Annotated in this window: 10 protein-coding genes; 2 read left to right on the top strand and 8 right to left on the bottom strand. The window is 51.7% G+C overall.

Features of this window, described 5'->3' with window-relative positions; translation table 11 throughout:
* Positions 1 to 276: 276 nt before the first annotated feature.
* Positions 277 to 3,882, bottom strand: a complete 3,606-nt coding sequence (gene putA, locus HMPREF1051_RS11675) for a bifunctional proline dehydrogenase/L-glutamate gamma-semialdehyde dehydrogenase PutA (RefSeq protein WP_003769089.1) — start codon at positions 3,880 to 3,882, stop codon at positions 277 to 279.
* A gap of 276 nt (positions 3,883 to 4,158) precedes the next feature.
* Entirely contained in the window at positions 4,159 to 5,685 is a 1,527-nt protein-coding gene (putP, locus tag HMPREF1051_RS11680; protein WP_003769027.1) for a sodium/proline symporter PutP, read from the bottom strand.
* Between the two features lie 761 nt (positions 5,686 to 6,446).
* On the opposite strand from putP, the gene HMPREF1051_RS11685 reads away from it, so the two are divergent.
* The gene (locus HMPREF1051_RS11685; RefSeq protein WP_003756000.1) at positions 6,447 to 7,523 is read left to right on the top strand and encodes a TerC/Alx family metal homeostasis membrane protein; all 1,077 of its coding nucleotides are present in this window, start codon (positions 6,447 to 6,449) and stop codon (positions 7,521 to 7,523) included.
* A 106-nt stretch (positions 7,524 to 7,629) separates the two neighbouring features.
* On the opposite strand, the gene dacB is transcribed toward HMPREF1051_RS11685, so the two are convergent.
* Positions 7,630 to 9,069 (bottom strand): D-alanyl-D-alanine carboxypeptidase/D-alanyl-D-alanine-endopeptidase, encoded by a 1,440-nt coding sequence (dacB, locus tag HMPREF1051_RS11690; protein ID WP_003769088.1) that lies wholly within the window; start codon positions 9,067 to 9,069, stop codon positions 7,630 to 7,632.
* Positions 9,070 to 9,234: 165 nt separating this feature from the next.
* Between dacB and gloA the strand changes: the two genes are divergently transcribed.
* Entirely contained in the window at positions 9,235 to 9,642 is a 408-nt protein-coding gene (gloA, locus tag HMPREF1051_RS11695; protein WP_003769040.1) for a lactoylglutathione lyase, read from the top strand.
* Positions 9,643 to 9,726: 84 nt separating this feature from the next.
* Here gloA and HMPREF1051_RS11700 read toward each other — a convergent pair whose 3' ends face one another.
* From HMPREF1051_RS11700 to HMPREF1051_RS11720, 5 genes are all read right to left on the bottom strand, one after another.
* Complete coding sequence (locus HMPREF1051_RS11700) at positions 9,727 to 10,368, bottom strand: glutathione S-transferase family protein (RefSeq protein WP_003768963.1); 642 nt, start codon at positions 10,366 to 10,368, stop codon at positions 9,727 to 9,729.
* A gap of 83 nt (positions 10,369 to 10,451) precedes the next feature.
* Positions 10,452 to 11,093 carry a glutathione S-transferase family protein gene (locus HMPREF1051_RS11705; protein ID WP_003769009.1) on the bottom strand — a complete coding sequence of 214 codons (642 nt, stop codon included), beginning with the start codon at positions 11,091 to 11,093 and terminating at the stop codon, positions 10,452 to 10,454.
* A gap of 66 nt (positions 11,094 to 11,159) precedes the next feature.
* A complete protein-coding gene (locus tag HMPREF1051_RS11710) occupies positions 11,160 to 11,678 on the bottom strand; it encodes a PqiC family protein (RefSeq protein WP_003768992.1) in 519 nt (172 codons plus the stop codon).
* Positions 11,678 to 13,339 carry an intermembrane transport protein PqiB gene (pqiB, locus tag HMPREF1051_RS11715; RefSeq protein ID WP_003769024.1) on the bottom strand — a complete coding sequence of 554 codons (1,662 nt, stop codon included), beginning with the start codon at positions 13,337 to 13,339 and terminating at the stop codon, positions 11,678 to 11,680. Before pqiB ends, HMPREF1051_RS11710 begins: the two co-directional genes overlap by 1 nt.
* Positions 13,336 to 14,646 carry a paraquat-inducible protein A gene (locus HMPREF1051_RS11720; RefSeq protein WP_003769072.1) on the bottom strand — a complete coding sequence of 437 codons (1,311 nt, stop codon included), beginning with the start codon at positions 14,644 to 14,646 and terminating at the stop codon, positions 13,336 to 13,338. The genes pqiB and HMPREF1051_RS11720 overlap by 4 nt, the downstream gene beginning before the upstream one ends.
* Positions 14,647 to 14,946: the final 300 nt, after the last annotated feature.

A 14,946-nucleotide genomic window follows, 5' to 3' on the forward strand; every position in this document is an offset into this window, starting at 1 on the left:
AAAGTATAGTGGATTAACTTTAAACCAGTACGGCGTTGCCTCGCCTTAGCTCAAAGAGAACGATTCTCTAAGGTGCTGAAGCACCAAGTGAATCGGTTCCGTACTATCTGTACTGTCTGCGGCTTCGTCGCCTTGTCCTGATTTAAAGTTAATCCACTATAACGAATCCGACTTTTCATCAAAGCATAAAAAGGTCGTCTGAAAACGGACTTAGCGGGTTTTGCTAACGTTTTCAGACGACCTTTGTTCAAACGCTCTGGCGTTTATTCAGTCCTTTTAGTCGGAAACGGCCATCAGGCTGGCGTTGCCGCCGGCGGCTGTGGTGTTGACGCTGCAAGAGATTTCTTCAAACACTTGCAGGATGTCCAAGCCTTGTTCGGACGGGAGGATGCGGATGAGTGCGCCGTCGCGGTTTGCCAGCTCTTGCTTGCGGCTGCTGTCCAGCGGACTTAGGGCGGCGACGTGATGCACGCCTGTGCTTTCAGGTTTGCTGTTGACTTGCAGCAGGCCTTCGAGGTCGGCGGTGTAGGAGGCAAGCGGGCTGTCGGGTTCGACGACGGTTACGATGCCTGCGGCGGCAAGTTCGGTCAGGGCGCAGAAGGCTTGCAGGAGGCTGCCGCCGTGTACCCAGACGCGTTTGGGCGCGCGCCAGCTCATGGCGTTGCGTTCGCCGGTCGGGCCGACCAAGACGGATTCTGCTTGGCGCAGGGTGCGGATGCGGGCGTGTCCCAATGCTGATGCCGCTGCTTTTTTCTCTTCCGCATTAAACGGCAGCTTGTGAATCAAGGCTTCGAGGCGTTTGAGCGCGGCTTCGTCCGCTTGTCCGATGCGGCTCAGCGGCGGGGCAACCCATTCGGGGATACGGGTCAGTTTTTGCAGGTAGAACGAGCCGCCCGCTTTCGGACCAGTACCGGACATACCGTGTCCGCCGAACGGTTGTACGCCGACGACGGCGCCGACGATGTTGCGGTTGACGTAAACGTTACCCGCTTCGATGCGTTCGCGGATGCGTTTGACCGTGCCTTCGATACGGCTGTGTACGCCGCTGGTGAGCGCGTAGCCTTTGCTGTTGATTTGGTCGATGATTTGGTCAAGTTCGTCGGCACGGTAGCGGACAACGTGCAGGACGGGACCGAAGACTTCGCGGGTGAGTTCGTTCAAATTGTTGAGTTCGAACAAAATCGGCAGCACGAAAGTGGATTTCGCAGGATCAACGTCGGAGGCGGCTTTGACTTCGTGGTAAGACTTGGCAACGCCTTTCATTTTGTTGATGTGCGATTGCAGGTTTTGCTGCGCTTCAGAATCGATGACGGGGCCTACGTCGGTGGTAAGTTGAACGGGTTTGCCGACGACCAATTCGTCCATCGCGCCTTTGATGATGGCGAGCATCTTGTCGGCAACGTCCTCTTGGACGCAAAGGATACGCAAGGCGGAGCAGCGTTGTCCCGCGCTGTCAAAGGCGGAGTTGAGCACGTCCAAACAAACCTGCTCGGGCAGCGCGGTGGAATCGACAATCATGGCATTCTGACCGCCGGTTTCGGCAATCAATACGGGGCTGTCGTCGCGTTTGGCAAGGGCTTTGTTAATCAGTTGCGCCACTTCGGTCGAGCCGGTGAAAATCACGCCGCCGATACGCGGATCGCCCGTCAGCGCTGCGCCGACATCGCCTGCGCCGAGGACAAGTTGCAAGGCGGAAGTCGGGATGCCTGCTTCGTGCATCAGGGAAACGGCGTAGCTGGCAATCAGGCTGGTTTGTTCGGCAGGTTTGGCGATGACGGTGTTGCCCGCCGCTAATGCGGAAACGACTTCGCCGGTAAAGATGGCGAGCGGGAAGTTCCACGGGCTGATGGCGACGATGGCGCCGACGGCTTTGGCATCTTTGGGCAGGGTGTTTTCGGCTTCACCTGCGTAGTAGCGGCAGAAGTCGACGGCTTCGCGTACTTCGGCGACGGCGTTGTTCAGCGTTTTACCCGCTTCGCGCACGGCAAGCATCATCAGCGCGGGGGTGTGCTGCTCCAGCAAATCGGCGAAACGGCGCAGGCATTCGGCGCGCTCGGCGGCTGGCGTCGCGCTCCATTCAGGAAACGCGGCAACGGCTGCACCGACGGCTTCTTGGGCAAGCGCGGCATCGGCAAAGCTGACTGTGCCGACGATGTCGTCGTGGTCGGCGGGGTTTTTAATCGGTTGCGCTTCACCGACATCGCGGGCTTTGCCGTTGACAATGGACGCGGCGTGGAAGTCTTGCGCGGCGGCGCGGTTGAGTTTTTCTTGAAGCTGTTGCAACACGGTTTCGTTGCTGAAATCGACGCCTTGGGAATTCAGACGACCCCTGCCGTACAAATCGCGCGGCAGCGGCAAGGCGTTGTGCAGGTGGATGCCTTGTTCGGCGATGGTGTCGAACGGGCTTCGGATCAGCGTATCGATGCTGATGTTTTCATCGACGATTTGGTTGACGAACGACGAGTTCGCGCCGTTTTCCAACAGGCGGCGCACCAAGTAGGCGAGCAGGGTTTCGTGCGTACCGACCGGAGCGTACACGCGCACGCGGCGGCCTAAGTTTTGCGGGCCGACCACTTGGTCGTACAAGGTTTCGCCCATGCCGTGCAGGCATTGGTGTTCAAAGTCTTTGCCTTTGCCCATTTGGTAAATCGCGCCCAAGGTGTAGGCGTTGTGGGTGGCGAATTGCGGGAACACGGCGTCTTGCGCGTCCAGCAGTTTGCGCGCGCAGGCGAGGTAGGAGATGTCGGTATGGACTTTGCGGGTGTAGGTCGGATAGCCGTCCAGGCCGTCCACTTGCGCCCATTTGATTTCGCTGTCCCAGTACGCGCCTTTAACGAGGCGGATCATCAGTTTTTGATTGTTGCGGCGGGCAAGGTCAATCAGATAGTCGATGACGAAGGGGCAGCGTTTTTGATATGCCTGAACGACAAAGCCGATGCCTTTGTAACCGGCTAAATCGGGGTCGGAAACGAGTGCCTCCATCAAATCCAAAGACAGCTCCAAACGGTTGGCTTCTTCGGCGTCGATGTTGATACCGATATCGTATTTTTTACCCAAAAGGAACAGCTCTTTCAGACGAGGTAGGAGTTCGCTCATCACGCGTTCGTGTTGGGCGCGGGAATAGCGCGGATGGATGGCGGAAAGTTTGACGGAAATGCCGTTGCCTTCGTAAACGCCTTGTCCGGCGGCATCTTTGCCGATGGCGTGAATGGCTTGAACGTAGTCGTTGTAATAGCGGTCGGCATCTTCTTGGGTGTAGGCGGCTTCGCCCAACATATCGAAGGAGAAGCGGTAGCCCATTTTTTCGCGCTCTTTGCCGTTTTGCAGCGCTTCTTCAATGGTTTGTCCGGTAACAAACTGCTTGCCCAATAAACGCATGGCGTAGTTCACGCCTTGGCGGATCAGGGGTGCGCCGCCTTTGCTGACGAGGCGGTTCAGAGCCGAACCCATCTGCTTGTCGCTCGGCGCGGTCAGTTTGCCGGTAATCAGCAAGCCCCATGCGGCGGCGTTGACGAACAGGGACGGGCTGTTGTTCAAATGGCTTTTCCAGTTGCCTTCGGAAATTTTGTCGGCAATCAGGCGGTCGCGCGTCGCATTGTCGGGAATGCGCAGCAAAGCTTCCGCCAGACACATCAGCGCAATGCCTTCTTCGCTGGAGAGCGAAAACTCGTGCATCAGCGCATCCACTCCGCTGGCTTTGGTGCGGCTGGCACGAACCTGCGTAACCAAACGGCGCGCGAGTTCGGACGCCGCCCGACGCTCCTCATCGCTCATCTGGGCGCGTTGCAGCATATCCTGAACGGCTTCGATTTCGTCGCGGCGGTAAGCATCGGTAATCGCTTGGCGCAGTGGCGTTTGTGTCGGAAAAGCAAAGTCAAACATTTTAAGGTTCTCCAAAGTTTTTATGATGATTTTCAGACGACCCCATCCCTTTTCGAGGTCGTCTGAAAAGATTTAAAGCATATAGATAATATCTTAATAAATTTATAAGGGCCGGACAAGCAATTTATCTCAAAAACAGGATTTTTTGCTTTGATAAAAAGCAGATAAATCCCAAAGAGTGCATTATCCGCATGAGCATCAATATAAAAATAAAACCTGCCTTCCCGTATAAAAATTCAGACGACCTGCGGTCAACGGCAGGTCGTCTGAAAACACTTATTTCGCCTCGCGGTATTCTGTGTCCGCTTTTTCAAAACGTTCTTGGATTTCACGAGACGGCTCTTTGTCGGTCAGTGAAACCAGAACAGCGATAATCAAGCAGGCGATGAAGCCGGGGACGATTTCGTACATGGTCAAAAGACCGGTTTCATGTGCCGCCAAAGCCGGTTTTTTGACCCACTCCGCCCACGCCACCACAGTCAGCGCACCGGCAATCATGCCCGACAAAGCACCGTATGCCGTGATGCGTTTCCACAATACCGACAGAATCACAATCGGACCAAACGCCGCGCCGAAGCCTGCCCACGCATAAGACACCAAGCCCAAAACTTTGCTTTCGGGGTCGGACGCAATCAGGATGGAGATCACAGCAATCGCCAACACCATCAGACGACCCACCCACACCAGCTCTTTTTGCGGCGCATTTTTACGCAAAAAGCCTTTGTAGAAGTCTTCGGTAATCGCGCTGGAGCAAACCAAAAGCTGGCAAGACAAAGTGGACATGACCGCCGCCAAAATCGCGCTCAAAATAATGCCTGCAATCCAAGGGTTGAACAATAAAGTAGAAAGCGCGATGAAGATACGTTCGTGGTTGCCGTGCATGGAAGCGGTTTGGTCGGGGTTTGCACCAAAATACGCAATGCCGAAATAGCCGACCGCCACTGCGCCTGCCAGACACAACACCATCCAAGTCATACCGATGCGGCGTGCAGACACCAGTGATTTCGCGCTTTCAGCCGCCATAAAGCGCGCCAAAATGTGCGGCTGACCGAAATAGCCCAAGCCCCATGCGGCGGTGGAAATAATGCCGATGACGGTCGTACCGGCAAACAGACTGCCGTATTCCTTGCCTGTACTTGCGGCAACATTTTGAATTGCGGCAGACATTTGGTCTGCCCCCCCCAGACCCAAATAGACCATTACCGGCGTCAAAATCAGCGCAAAAATCATCAAAGAAGCTTGCAGCGTATCTGTCCAGCTTACCGCCAAAAAGCCGCCCAAGAAGGTATAGGCAATGGTTGCACCCGCACCCAGCCACATCGCCTGATTGTAAGTCATGCCTTCAAACAGGCTTTGGAACAAAGTTGCGCCCGCCACAATGCCTGAAGCACAATAAATCGTGAAGAAAAACAAGATAATCAGCGCGGAAACCACTTTCATCAAATGTCCGCCCGCGCCGAATCGGTGGAAGAAATAATCCGGCAGCGTCAGCGCGTTATTGGCATATTCGGTATGCACGCGCAGACGACCCGCCACTAAAAGCCAGTTGAAATACGCGCCGATCACCAAACCGATGGCAATCCAAGCCTCATTCAAACCGCTCAAATAAATCGCGCCGGGCAGGCCCATCAAAAGCCAGCCCGACATATCGGACGCACCCGCCGACATCGCCGTAACAAACGGGCCCAAGCTGCGGCCGCCCAAAATATAATCATCGAAATTGCGCGTGGAGAAATACGCGGCCAGACCAATCAAGAGAACGGCAATCAGATAGATTGCAAAAGTGATATACATGGGATTCATGTACTATTCCTCATCTAAAACTTCAAAATCACGGGCTGATGAAATTGCAGGCAATCCACGCCCAAACATTTTTCTAATTAAAATACAGCGGAAATTTCTATTTTTTGTAGCTTGTTAGAAATAAATCATTTATTAATTCAATTAGATATGTAATTAAAACATATTAAATTGTAAATAATCCGTTTGAGGATACCTGAAAACAGTAGGCTTGCAAAGCTCATGATGACCGTTGCTTGCCAGTTTTACTGAAATATTTTTCAAACCATATTAAAAACATTAGTTTACAAATTATCTTGAAAAATATTGCATTTAAATAGGCTTGAAACTATCTTTCTGAAGCATTTGGAAACGGATGCGGATTGAATGTAATCAGACAACAAGTTAATCCACTATAAATCGGATAGGGTTTAGGAAGTCGATGAGAAAAGGCAAGGGGTCGTCTGAAATTTTCAGACGACCCCTTACTGGTCTGTCGGGCGTGAATAAAGAGCGGAATCGGTTTTGTGCCTGTTGTCGAAAATATAGTGGATTAAATTTAAATCAGGACAAGGCGACGAAGCCGCAGACGGTACAGATAGTACGGAACCGATTCACTTGGTGCTTCAGCACCTTAGAGAATCGTTCTCTTTGAGCTAAGGCGAGGTAACGCCGCCCTGGTTTAAAGTTAATCCACTATATTACATTATCTTTATTGGATTTCTCTATATTATTCCGCGTTGTTTCACTATACTTACGCTTTATTTTGATAACAAAGGCTTTTTATGAACCATTTGGGTTTCCCCATTGAAACCGTCGCCGTTTTCGTGATTTTGTCTGTGGGCGCGATTGCCATCGATTTATTCGCCCATAGGGACAACAAACCGATGTCGCTGAAAAGTGCCGCGATATGGTCGTTGTTTTGGGTATTGATATCGATTTTGTTCGGCGCATTTTTATGGGTTCATCACGGCAGTGAAGCTGCCAGCCTGTTCTTTACCGGCTATGCTTTGGAAAAAGTATTGTCCGTAGATAATCTGTTTTTAATGATGGCGGTTTTTGCTTGGTTTAAAGTGCCTGAAGGCCTGCGCCACCGCGTTTTGTACTGGGGGATTATCGGCGCGATTATTTTCCGCATGATTTTTGTCGCCATCGGTGCCGGACTGTTGGCATTGGGGCCGATTGTGGAAGTGGTTTTTGCCGTCATTGTCGGCTATACCGCCGTTATGATGCTGCGTCGGGATGAAGAGGAGGGCGAAGAAGATGCCGATTATTCCGAACATTTGGCATATCGTGCGGTCCATCGCTTTTTCCCTGTGTTTCCCCGTCTTTACGGCAGCCATTTTTTCTTAAAAGGCGAGGAGTTGAAAAAAGCGCATGAGCAATATCCCGAGGTGCGGCTTGAGCCGGCGGGTGAAGACCTCAAGCATCCTGAAAATAACCATCCTCAGAAAATGCGTAAAGGGCAGTTGGTCGCGACGCCGCTGTTTTTATGTTTGGCAGTGATTGAGTTGTCGGATGTGATGTTCGCGTTTGACAGCGTACCTGCGGTGATTGCCGTATCTAAAGAACCGTTGATTGTTTACAGTGCCATGATGTTCGCCATTTTGGGCTTGCGTACGCTTTATTTCGTATTGGAAGCGTTGAAGGGCTATTTGGTTCATTTGGAAAAGGCAGTGGTCGTGTTGCTGTTTTTCATCGCTGCCAAGCTGGGATTGTCGGCGAGCAATCATATGTTCCATCACGGCTGGGACATTTCGCCCAATACGTCTTTGCTGGTTGTATTGGTTGTGCTGACCTGCGGGATTGCAGCTTCCTTCATTTTCCCGGACAAGAAAAATAAAGGTAAAGCCGATTCGTGACCCGCTTCGTTCAGTAAAACGGAACAGTAGGATTTGCGACCTCTGAAAAACACTTCAGGCAGCCGGAAAGTCATTTCTCCGGCTGCCTGAAGTGTTTTGATGCTTTTTAAGCTTCCATTCGTTCTGCGCACTTCATTTTCGCATCAATCCAAGCGTCACCGCCGGGCTGTACGATTTTTGAAACCAGTTTATCCAAATCATTCAGATAGTTGGTGGCATTCGGACTGTTAATCACCACCACCACGATCATGGGTTTGTCTCCCAGCCAATATCCGGCGAGGGCGCGTACATCTTTGAGCGTGCCTGTTTTCAGGCGCAGGGCAGGGCCTGCCTGTTTGAGGCGGTATTTCAGCGTGCCGTCTTTGCCGGCAATGGGTAAGGTATCGATGAAGTCTTGTTTGAACGGGCTGAAATAGGCTTTTTCCAGCATTTGCGCCAACATATTGGCGCTGACGCGTTCACGGCGGGATAGGCCCGAACCGTTTTCCAAGACCAAGTTTTCCGTATCCACGCCCGCGGTAGCCAATTCACGCTTTACGGCTGAAGAGGCTTGCTGCAAGGCGGAGTTGCCGGAATGCTCGCCTCCCAATTTCAGGAATACGGAGCGCGCAATCAGATTATTCGAATATTTGTTCATGTCCGTCAAAATGGCAGACATGGGTTTGGATTGGTGTACCGCCAGCGTTTTGGCATGAGGCGGCACGGATGCGGTCCTGATACCGTCGGTAATTTCTCCGCCTGAATAACGCCATTGGTTGATAAAGCTCTTTTGTACAAATTCACGCATGTTCAACATGTTGACGTACATTTCATTGCCCAAACACGATTCCGGAACTTTGCCGGAAACATGCAATACGCCGCCTTTGTAGTTTGCGCGCATATGGTTTTGCAAGGCTTTGCAGGATGCGTTTGATGGCGTGACGTTGATTTTGTTGTCGATTTTAATATCGGGAAGGGGCGGGTTGGTCACAAGATCCACTCCGCCCATGTCATTGCGTTCCGGTTTGACCGATACGACTTTGTAAGCCAGCATATGCGGGTCGGGCGGCGTCATAAATAGAGAGCCGACATCGGATTCGAAATCGCTCGGATTTTGAATATCTCCCCATAAATGGCGGTCGAGTACCAAGCCGCCGGTGATTTTGCGTATGCCTTTATCGCGCAATTGCTGCTGCATCCCGACCAAGCCTTCTTGGTCGAAAACAGGATCTCCGCTGCCGACCCAATAAATATCGCCTTGCAAGGTGTCGCCTTGAATCGTGCCGTCGCTTTTGAATTGGGTTGTCCAGCGGTAATCGCCGCCCAAAGCTTTAAATGCGGCAAACGCTGTAACCAGCTTCATGGTTGATGCGGGGTTGACCGGCACATTCGAACGGTGATCGACCAAGACGTTTCCGCTGTCCAATTCTTGAACATACACGGAAATTTCGTCTTGAGGGATGCGGCCGAAATCGATGGCAAATGCCGGCAAAGAGAGGATGGACAGCCATAAAAGAGCGGCTGTTTGTCTTAACTTCATGATAGTTCTGAAAAACACATAAAGCATAATTATAAAGCAAGGTCGTCTGAAAAACGAGGATGGCTGCCTGACGGATGAAAAAGTTGTTTCTTATGGATAAAATGTGTCGCTATTTCGTTCCGTGCAGACAATCGGCGCTTAGGGCGAACTATGATAAAATCTGTTTTTAAAACAATATAAAAGGAATACATTATGCGACTGCTCCATACGATGTTGCGCGTTGGCAACCTCGAAAAATCTTTGGACTTCTATCAAAATGTTTTAGGTATGTCTTTGCTGCGCCGCCACGATTATCCCGAAGGACGGTTTACTTTGGCGTTTGTCGGTTACGGTAATGAGACCGAAAATACCGTACTGGAATTGACGCACAACTGGGATACGGAAAGCTACGATATCGGCAACGCTTACGGTCATATCGCAGTGGAAGTGGATGATGCGTATGAGGCTTGCGAACGGGTCAGACAAAAAGGCGGCAAAGTCGTGCGCGAGGCAGGACCGATGATGCACGGTACGACCGTTATTGCTTTTGTGGAAGATCCTGACGGTTATAAAATTGAATTTATCCAAAAAAACAGCGGCAATGATTCGGTGAAATACTGATTTTCCAATCGTCTGATAAAAGGTCGTCTGAAAACCCTTCTCAATTGGGTTTTCAGACGACCTTTTTGTTTTAATAGCCTTGATTTACTCTGCAGGCGGCATTTGGGCAACGGTTTCCTGCGCCCATGCCATGGTTTCGGTAAAGGCGGGACGGGAGAGATGTTTGGCGGCGTAGCGTTGCAGTACATCAGATTCATCGGCAGGCAATACTTTAAAGTTTTGCGTTAAGAGCAGAATCAGCCCGGAATAGTACAGATCCAGCGCGGTAAAGCTGTTGCCGATAATGTAGTCGCGGTTTTTCAAGTGTTCGCGCAAGGTGTTCCATGCGGTATCAAAATCGCCATAACCGATTTGGCGGCGGCGCTCGGGCGTATCGACAGGCAGGTTGTGCAGTTTGTTGAAGGCTGCGTATTCTAGATGCAGCGACAGGCACATCCAGCGGTAGTATTCGCCGCGTTCCAATGTGTCTGCGTCAGGGATGAGGTGTTTGTCGGGGAACTGTTCCGCCAAAAAGGTAATGATGGCGAGCGATTCGGTCAATACGGTATCGCCGAATTTGAGCGCGGGAACCCGCCCTTGGGGATTGATGGCGAGATATTCGGCGGACTGAATCTGTGCGCCGAATTGGATGGGGACGACGGTGTATTCCGCGCCGCATTCTTTCAACATCCATACGACGTATGTGCCGCGTGAAAAGGGATGGGTGTAGAGCGTGATGTCTTGCATGTCTTTTCCTTTTGCGTTGTGAATGTTTTTGGCGAAACCCGTACAGTAGGTTTCAGACGCCTTTTGGTTCTAATAATCTTGATTTATGACACAGGCGGCATTTGGGCGGCGGTTTCCAGCATCCATGCCGTGGTTTCGGCGAAAGCGGGGCGGGCGAGATGTTTGGCGGCGTAGCGTTGCAATACGTCGGTTTCATCGGCGGGCAACACTTTCCAATTTTGCGTTAAGTGCAGAATCAGCGCGGAGCAGTACAAATCCATCGCGGTAAAGCTGTTGCCGACGATGTAGTCGCGGTTTTTCAAGTGTTCGCGCAAGGTGTTCCATGCGGTATCGAAATCGCCGTAACCGATTTGGCGGCGGCATTCAGGCGTGTCGACAGGCAGGTTGTGCAGTTTGTTGAAGGCTGCGTATTCGAGGTGCATCAATATACACATCCAGCGGTAGTATTCGCCGCGCTCCACCGTACCTGCGGCGGGGATGAGGTGTTTGTCGGGGAACTGTTCTGCCAAAAAGGTAATGATGGCGGTCGATTCGGTCAGTACGGCATCACCGAATTTGAGCGCGGGGACTTGACCTTGTGGATTGATGGCGAGATATTCGGCGGATTTCATTTGCGTGCCGAACTGGACGGGTACGACGGTGTATTCCGCACCGCATTCTTTGAGCATCCATACGACGTATCTGCCGCGTGAAAAGGGATGGGTATAGAGCGTGATGTTTTGCATGTTTCTTCCTTTTGCACGATGAATGGTTTTGGCGAAACCCACAACAGGGGTTTTCAGACGGCCTCATCAATAGGCGATGCTTTTTGCCGCTTCGTTCAAACCGTTTTCCAAAGATTCCAGCATGGCGGTATAGCCGTCGCCTTGTTGCGGGGTGGTAACGTCAAACGGTTTGTTGCGTCCGTCCGGCCACAGGGCGTAGCCGCTGACGGTAGTCTGACCCTGATAGCTGCCTTGGAAGGCTTCAACATAGATTTTCAGGGTTTGGCTGCTTTGGCTGCGTGAGGCGGGAACGAAAGTATGGCGAGGGTTGAGGCGGTTGAGTTTGTTGCTGAGGTTTGCCGCCAACGCGCCGTCAAGCGGCGCTGCCCAAAGGTGGTTTTTCGCCAGATTCACATGATACGCGTCGGTTTGGTAAACGAGGCCGCCGTTGGCAAGCGGTTCGGCAAGGTTGACTTTGACCGCGATTTCACTGCCTTGCGCCGCCGGCCGGATGTATTGGCTGTCGGGCAGGACGAAATATTGCGGGCTTTGCGCGGTGCCGCAGGCGGCAAGCGTCAGGGCGGCGGCAATCGGGAAGAGGCGCATTATCGGCTTCCTTTCGGGATGGGGTCTTTGCTGCTGCTGTTAAAAATCAGCGCGTTGGGTTTTTCTTTCAAAGTATTAATGACGGGCTGTACGTCTCTGAGGGTTTTGTCCAAACTTTGCAGGGTATTTTGCACGTCGCCGTAGATGGGCGATTGCGGCGATACGCCTTGCAGGGTTTGGCGCAATTCTTTCAGGGTTTGGTTCAGCTCGTTCGGAATGTTTTGCGTTTGCGGTTTGCCGACCAGTTTGTCAATGGAGCTTAGGGCGGCATTGGCGGATTTGAGGGTGGATTTGAGTTCGGCGAGCGAACCGTTCAACCCGGCAACGGTTTTATCCAACGGCAGATTGTTGAATTTCTCCAGTAAATCCGCCACTTTCGCCTGCAAATCGTCCAAACCGCCGCCTTGTGTGGCAATGACGGTATCGCCTGCGTAAACGGTGTGCGGTCGCAGCTTGGGCGAAGACGAAGGCTGGTCGGTCAGTTCGACCATTTTGCTGCCGGTAATCAAGTTGTTGCTGGAGATGGTGGCGGTCAGACCTTTACCCAAAGCGGCTTGGAATTGTTGTTTCCAATGTTCTTTGCTTTGTTCGTCGGCATTGATTTCCATACGCGACGGCTCGATGCGGATGCGCACGGGAATCCAGCCGTTTTCAAACAGATGCAGGCTGTCGTTGCGGTCGAAATAGGGAACGTCGGAAACCACGCCCACATTCAGTCCTTTATATTCCACGGGCGAGCCTGCGGTCAGACCGCGCACGGATTGTTTGAAAAACGCGGTGTAATACAACGAACGGTCATCGGGCAGGTTTGCCACTTCGCTGCGGCTGTCGTAAAGCGTAAAACTGTCTTCGCTTTTCACATTTTTGCTGTTTTTGGTTTTTGGCGAATCAAACGAAATCGCGCCGGAAAGCAACGCAGGCAGGGGAGCGGAATTGAGTTTCACGCCGCTGCCTGTGGTTTCGATATTGATGCCGCTCTCCAGCCAAAAGCGGCTTTCCGAATTAATCAGTTTGTCGTTCGGGCTTTGGATGAAGATGGTGTAATGCACGGTTTGGTCGGCAGGCTCGAAATGCGCGCTTTCTACCTGTCCGACCATAAAGTTTTCATAAAGCACGGGGCTGCTGACGTTGAGGATTTTGTCGTTTTGACCGACCAGCTTCAGGCGCAGACCGCTTTGCCCGATGGCGGCAATCGGCGGGATGTCCTGCACTTCAAATACATCCTTCGTTTCATTGCTTTTGCCCGGCGTAAACGCGATATACGAGCCGGACAGGAGCGTGCTCAAACCGGTTACGCCGCTTTGGTCGATACGCGGTTTCACCACCCAAAACTGCGTATCGCTGCGGATGAGGTCTTTCGCATCGGCGTTAAGCTGGGCGGTGACTTCCACGCCTTTTTGGTCGTCGCGCAGTTTGATGCGGGTAACGTGTCCGACATCGACGTTCAACACTTTAATTACCGTATTGTTGACTTCAATGCCTTCCGCGCTGTCCATCAAAAGCGTGACGACCGGACCTCGGTTGCGGATGTCCTTTACCAGCAGCCAGCCGCCCGCAATCAGCGCAATCAGCGGAATCAGCCACACGATAGACGTGAAGACATTGGTTTTTTTGACGCGCGCTGGTGCGCGATGCGTTTGAGAAGAATCGTGTTTTTTCATTGTTTCTGGTTATCGTCGGAATCGGGGTCGTCTGAAAGCTGCTGCTGCCTGTCCCAAATCAGACGGGGGTCGAAATAATAGGCAGACAGCATGGTCAATACCACCACCAGGCAGAAATAAACTGCCGCACCGCCGGGGACGACGCGCGCCATGTTGGTGTGGAACGAACTCATCAAAATAATAATCACAAAAATATCAATCATCGACCAGCGGCCGATGGATTCGGTAATCCGGTAAAGCACCGACATTTTCGGCGCGCTCATCGGCGGTTTGAAATAAGCAGACGCAATCAAAACCGCCATCGCAATAATCTTCAATACCGGCACCAAAATACTCGCGCTGAAAATAATCACCGCAATCAGCCTGTCGCCGTCGTTCCACATATACACAATGCCGTTGAAAATCGTATTGACCTCCAGCGCGGTAGGGTTCGACGAAATCATAATCGGCAGAATATTCGCGGGGAAATACAGGATAAACGCCGCAATCAAAAACGCCAGCGAAATGCTCAGGCTTTTCGGGCGGCGGCGGTATAAATCCGCACCGCAGACCTCGCAAGGCTGCTCGTCTTTATCGCGGAAATACAGGCAGCGGCTGCAACAGGTTTTGTCGTCGGATGCCGTTTGCACCGCATCCCCGCTCGTCAGCCTGTGGATTTTATAATAAACCCAATGCTGCGGAATCGAGACCGAAGTCCGAATCAGCATGACCGACAGCGCAAACATCAAATAAAACGCCGAGCCGAATTCAACCTCCGCCACAGACGAGAGCTTGATATACGCCACCAAAGTGGAAATAAAGAACACATCCACCATAATCGCATGACGCAGCCTGACCAAAACCCGCGTCGCAAACTGCAACGCAGGATACGCCCGCTCGCGCACCAACGCGGTATAAACGTACAAACAAAGCAACAAAAACAATACCGGTGCACCGAAAGTGAGGACGAACATCACTTCAGCCAGAAAACCGTAATCCTGATAAATCAAAAGCCGCATCATTTCAGGCAGCGACAGGACGGATGTTACGCCGAAGAGTTCCACGCGGATATAAACCATGCTGTACGCAAACGCCATCAAAATCAGCGAAGTCGTCGCGTAAGCCAGCGGCGCAACATAAGGATTGTTTTCCACCTCAACCACTTCATGATTGCACACCGGACAATGCGCTTCCTGCCCCTGCCGCAGACGCGGAATATCCATGCGGTTGCCGCAGTCCGGGCAATCCACCGTATGCGCCGGCAGCGATGCGTCGGGCAGGTAGGATTTATAACGCCACCAGCGCGTATAGCTAGGAATCGGTTTCATGGAGGAGGGAAGAGGTCAAAGAGGCAGGTATTATAAAGGAAAACATAGGGATAGCCCAAATTGCTTACATATGGGGGAGACAGTGTCTGGAAAATAAATTATGACTATGTGAATAGTATTGTTTGCAATCAATTCGGGGTCGTCTGAAACGCTTTCAGACGACCCCTTGCCATATTTGTTGCAAATATGTAGAAACAACAGATTTATGTAAATAATCGCAAGTTAAATTCTTGATGATGTAATAGAAATGATATATATTCCTAAATTGTTTTGTAATATGACAGATTTCATTTGTTCATT

The sequence above is a fragment of the Neisseria sicca VK64 genome (assembly GCF_000260655.1).
GTDB classification, from domain to species: Bacteria; Pseudomonadota; Gammaproteobacteria; order Burkholderiales; family Neisseriaceae; genus Neisseria; species Neisseria sicca_B.

Bases quoted from the DNA above. Each gene is read 5' to 3' on its own strand.
- HMPREF1051_RS11685 (WP_003756000.1), top strand. From the start codon at position 6,447: ATGAACCATTTGGGTTTCCCCATTGAAACCGTCGCCGTTTTCGTGATT.
- putP (WP_003769027.1), bottom strand. From the start codon at position 5,685: ATGAATCCCATGTATATCACTTTTGCAATCTATCTGATTGCCGTTCTC.
- HMPREF1051_RS11720 (WP_003769072.1), bottom strand. From the start codon at position 14,646: ATGAAACCGATTCCTAGCTATACGCGCTGGTGGCGTTATAAATCCTAC.
- HMPREF1051_RS11700 (WP_003768963.1), bottom strand. From the start codon at position 10,368: ATGCAAGACATCACGCTCTACACCCATCCCTTTTCACGCGGCACATAC.
- pqiB (WP_003769024.1), bottom strand. From the start codon at position 13,339: ATGAAAAAACACGATTCTTCTCAAACGCATCGCGCACCAGCGCGCGTC.
- dacB (WP_003769088.1), bottom strand. From the start codon at position 9,069: ATGCTTTATGTGTTTTTCAGAACTATCATGAAGTTAAGACAAACAGCC.
- gloA (WP_003769040.1), top strand. From the start codon at position 9,235: ATGCGACTGCTCCATACGATGTTGCGCGTTGGCAACCTCGAAAAATCT.
- putA (WP_003769089.1), bottom strand. From the start codon at position 3,882: ATGTTTGACTTTGCTTTTCCGACACAAACGCCACTGCGCCAAGCGATT.
- HMPREF1051_RS11705 (WP_003769009.1), bottom strand. From the start codon at position 11,093: ATGCAAAACATCACGCTCTATACCCATCCCTTTTCACGCGGCAGATAC.
- HMPREF1051_RS11710 (WP_003768992.1), bottom strand. From the start codon at position 11,678: ATGCGCCTCTTCCCGATTGCCGCCGCCCTGACGCTTGCCGCCTGCGGC.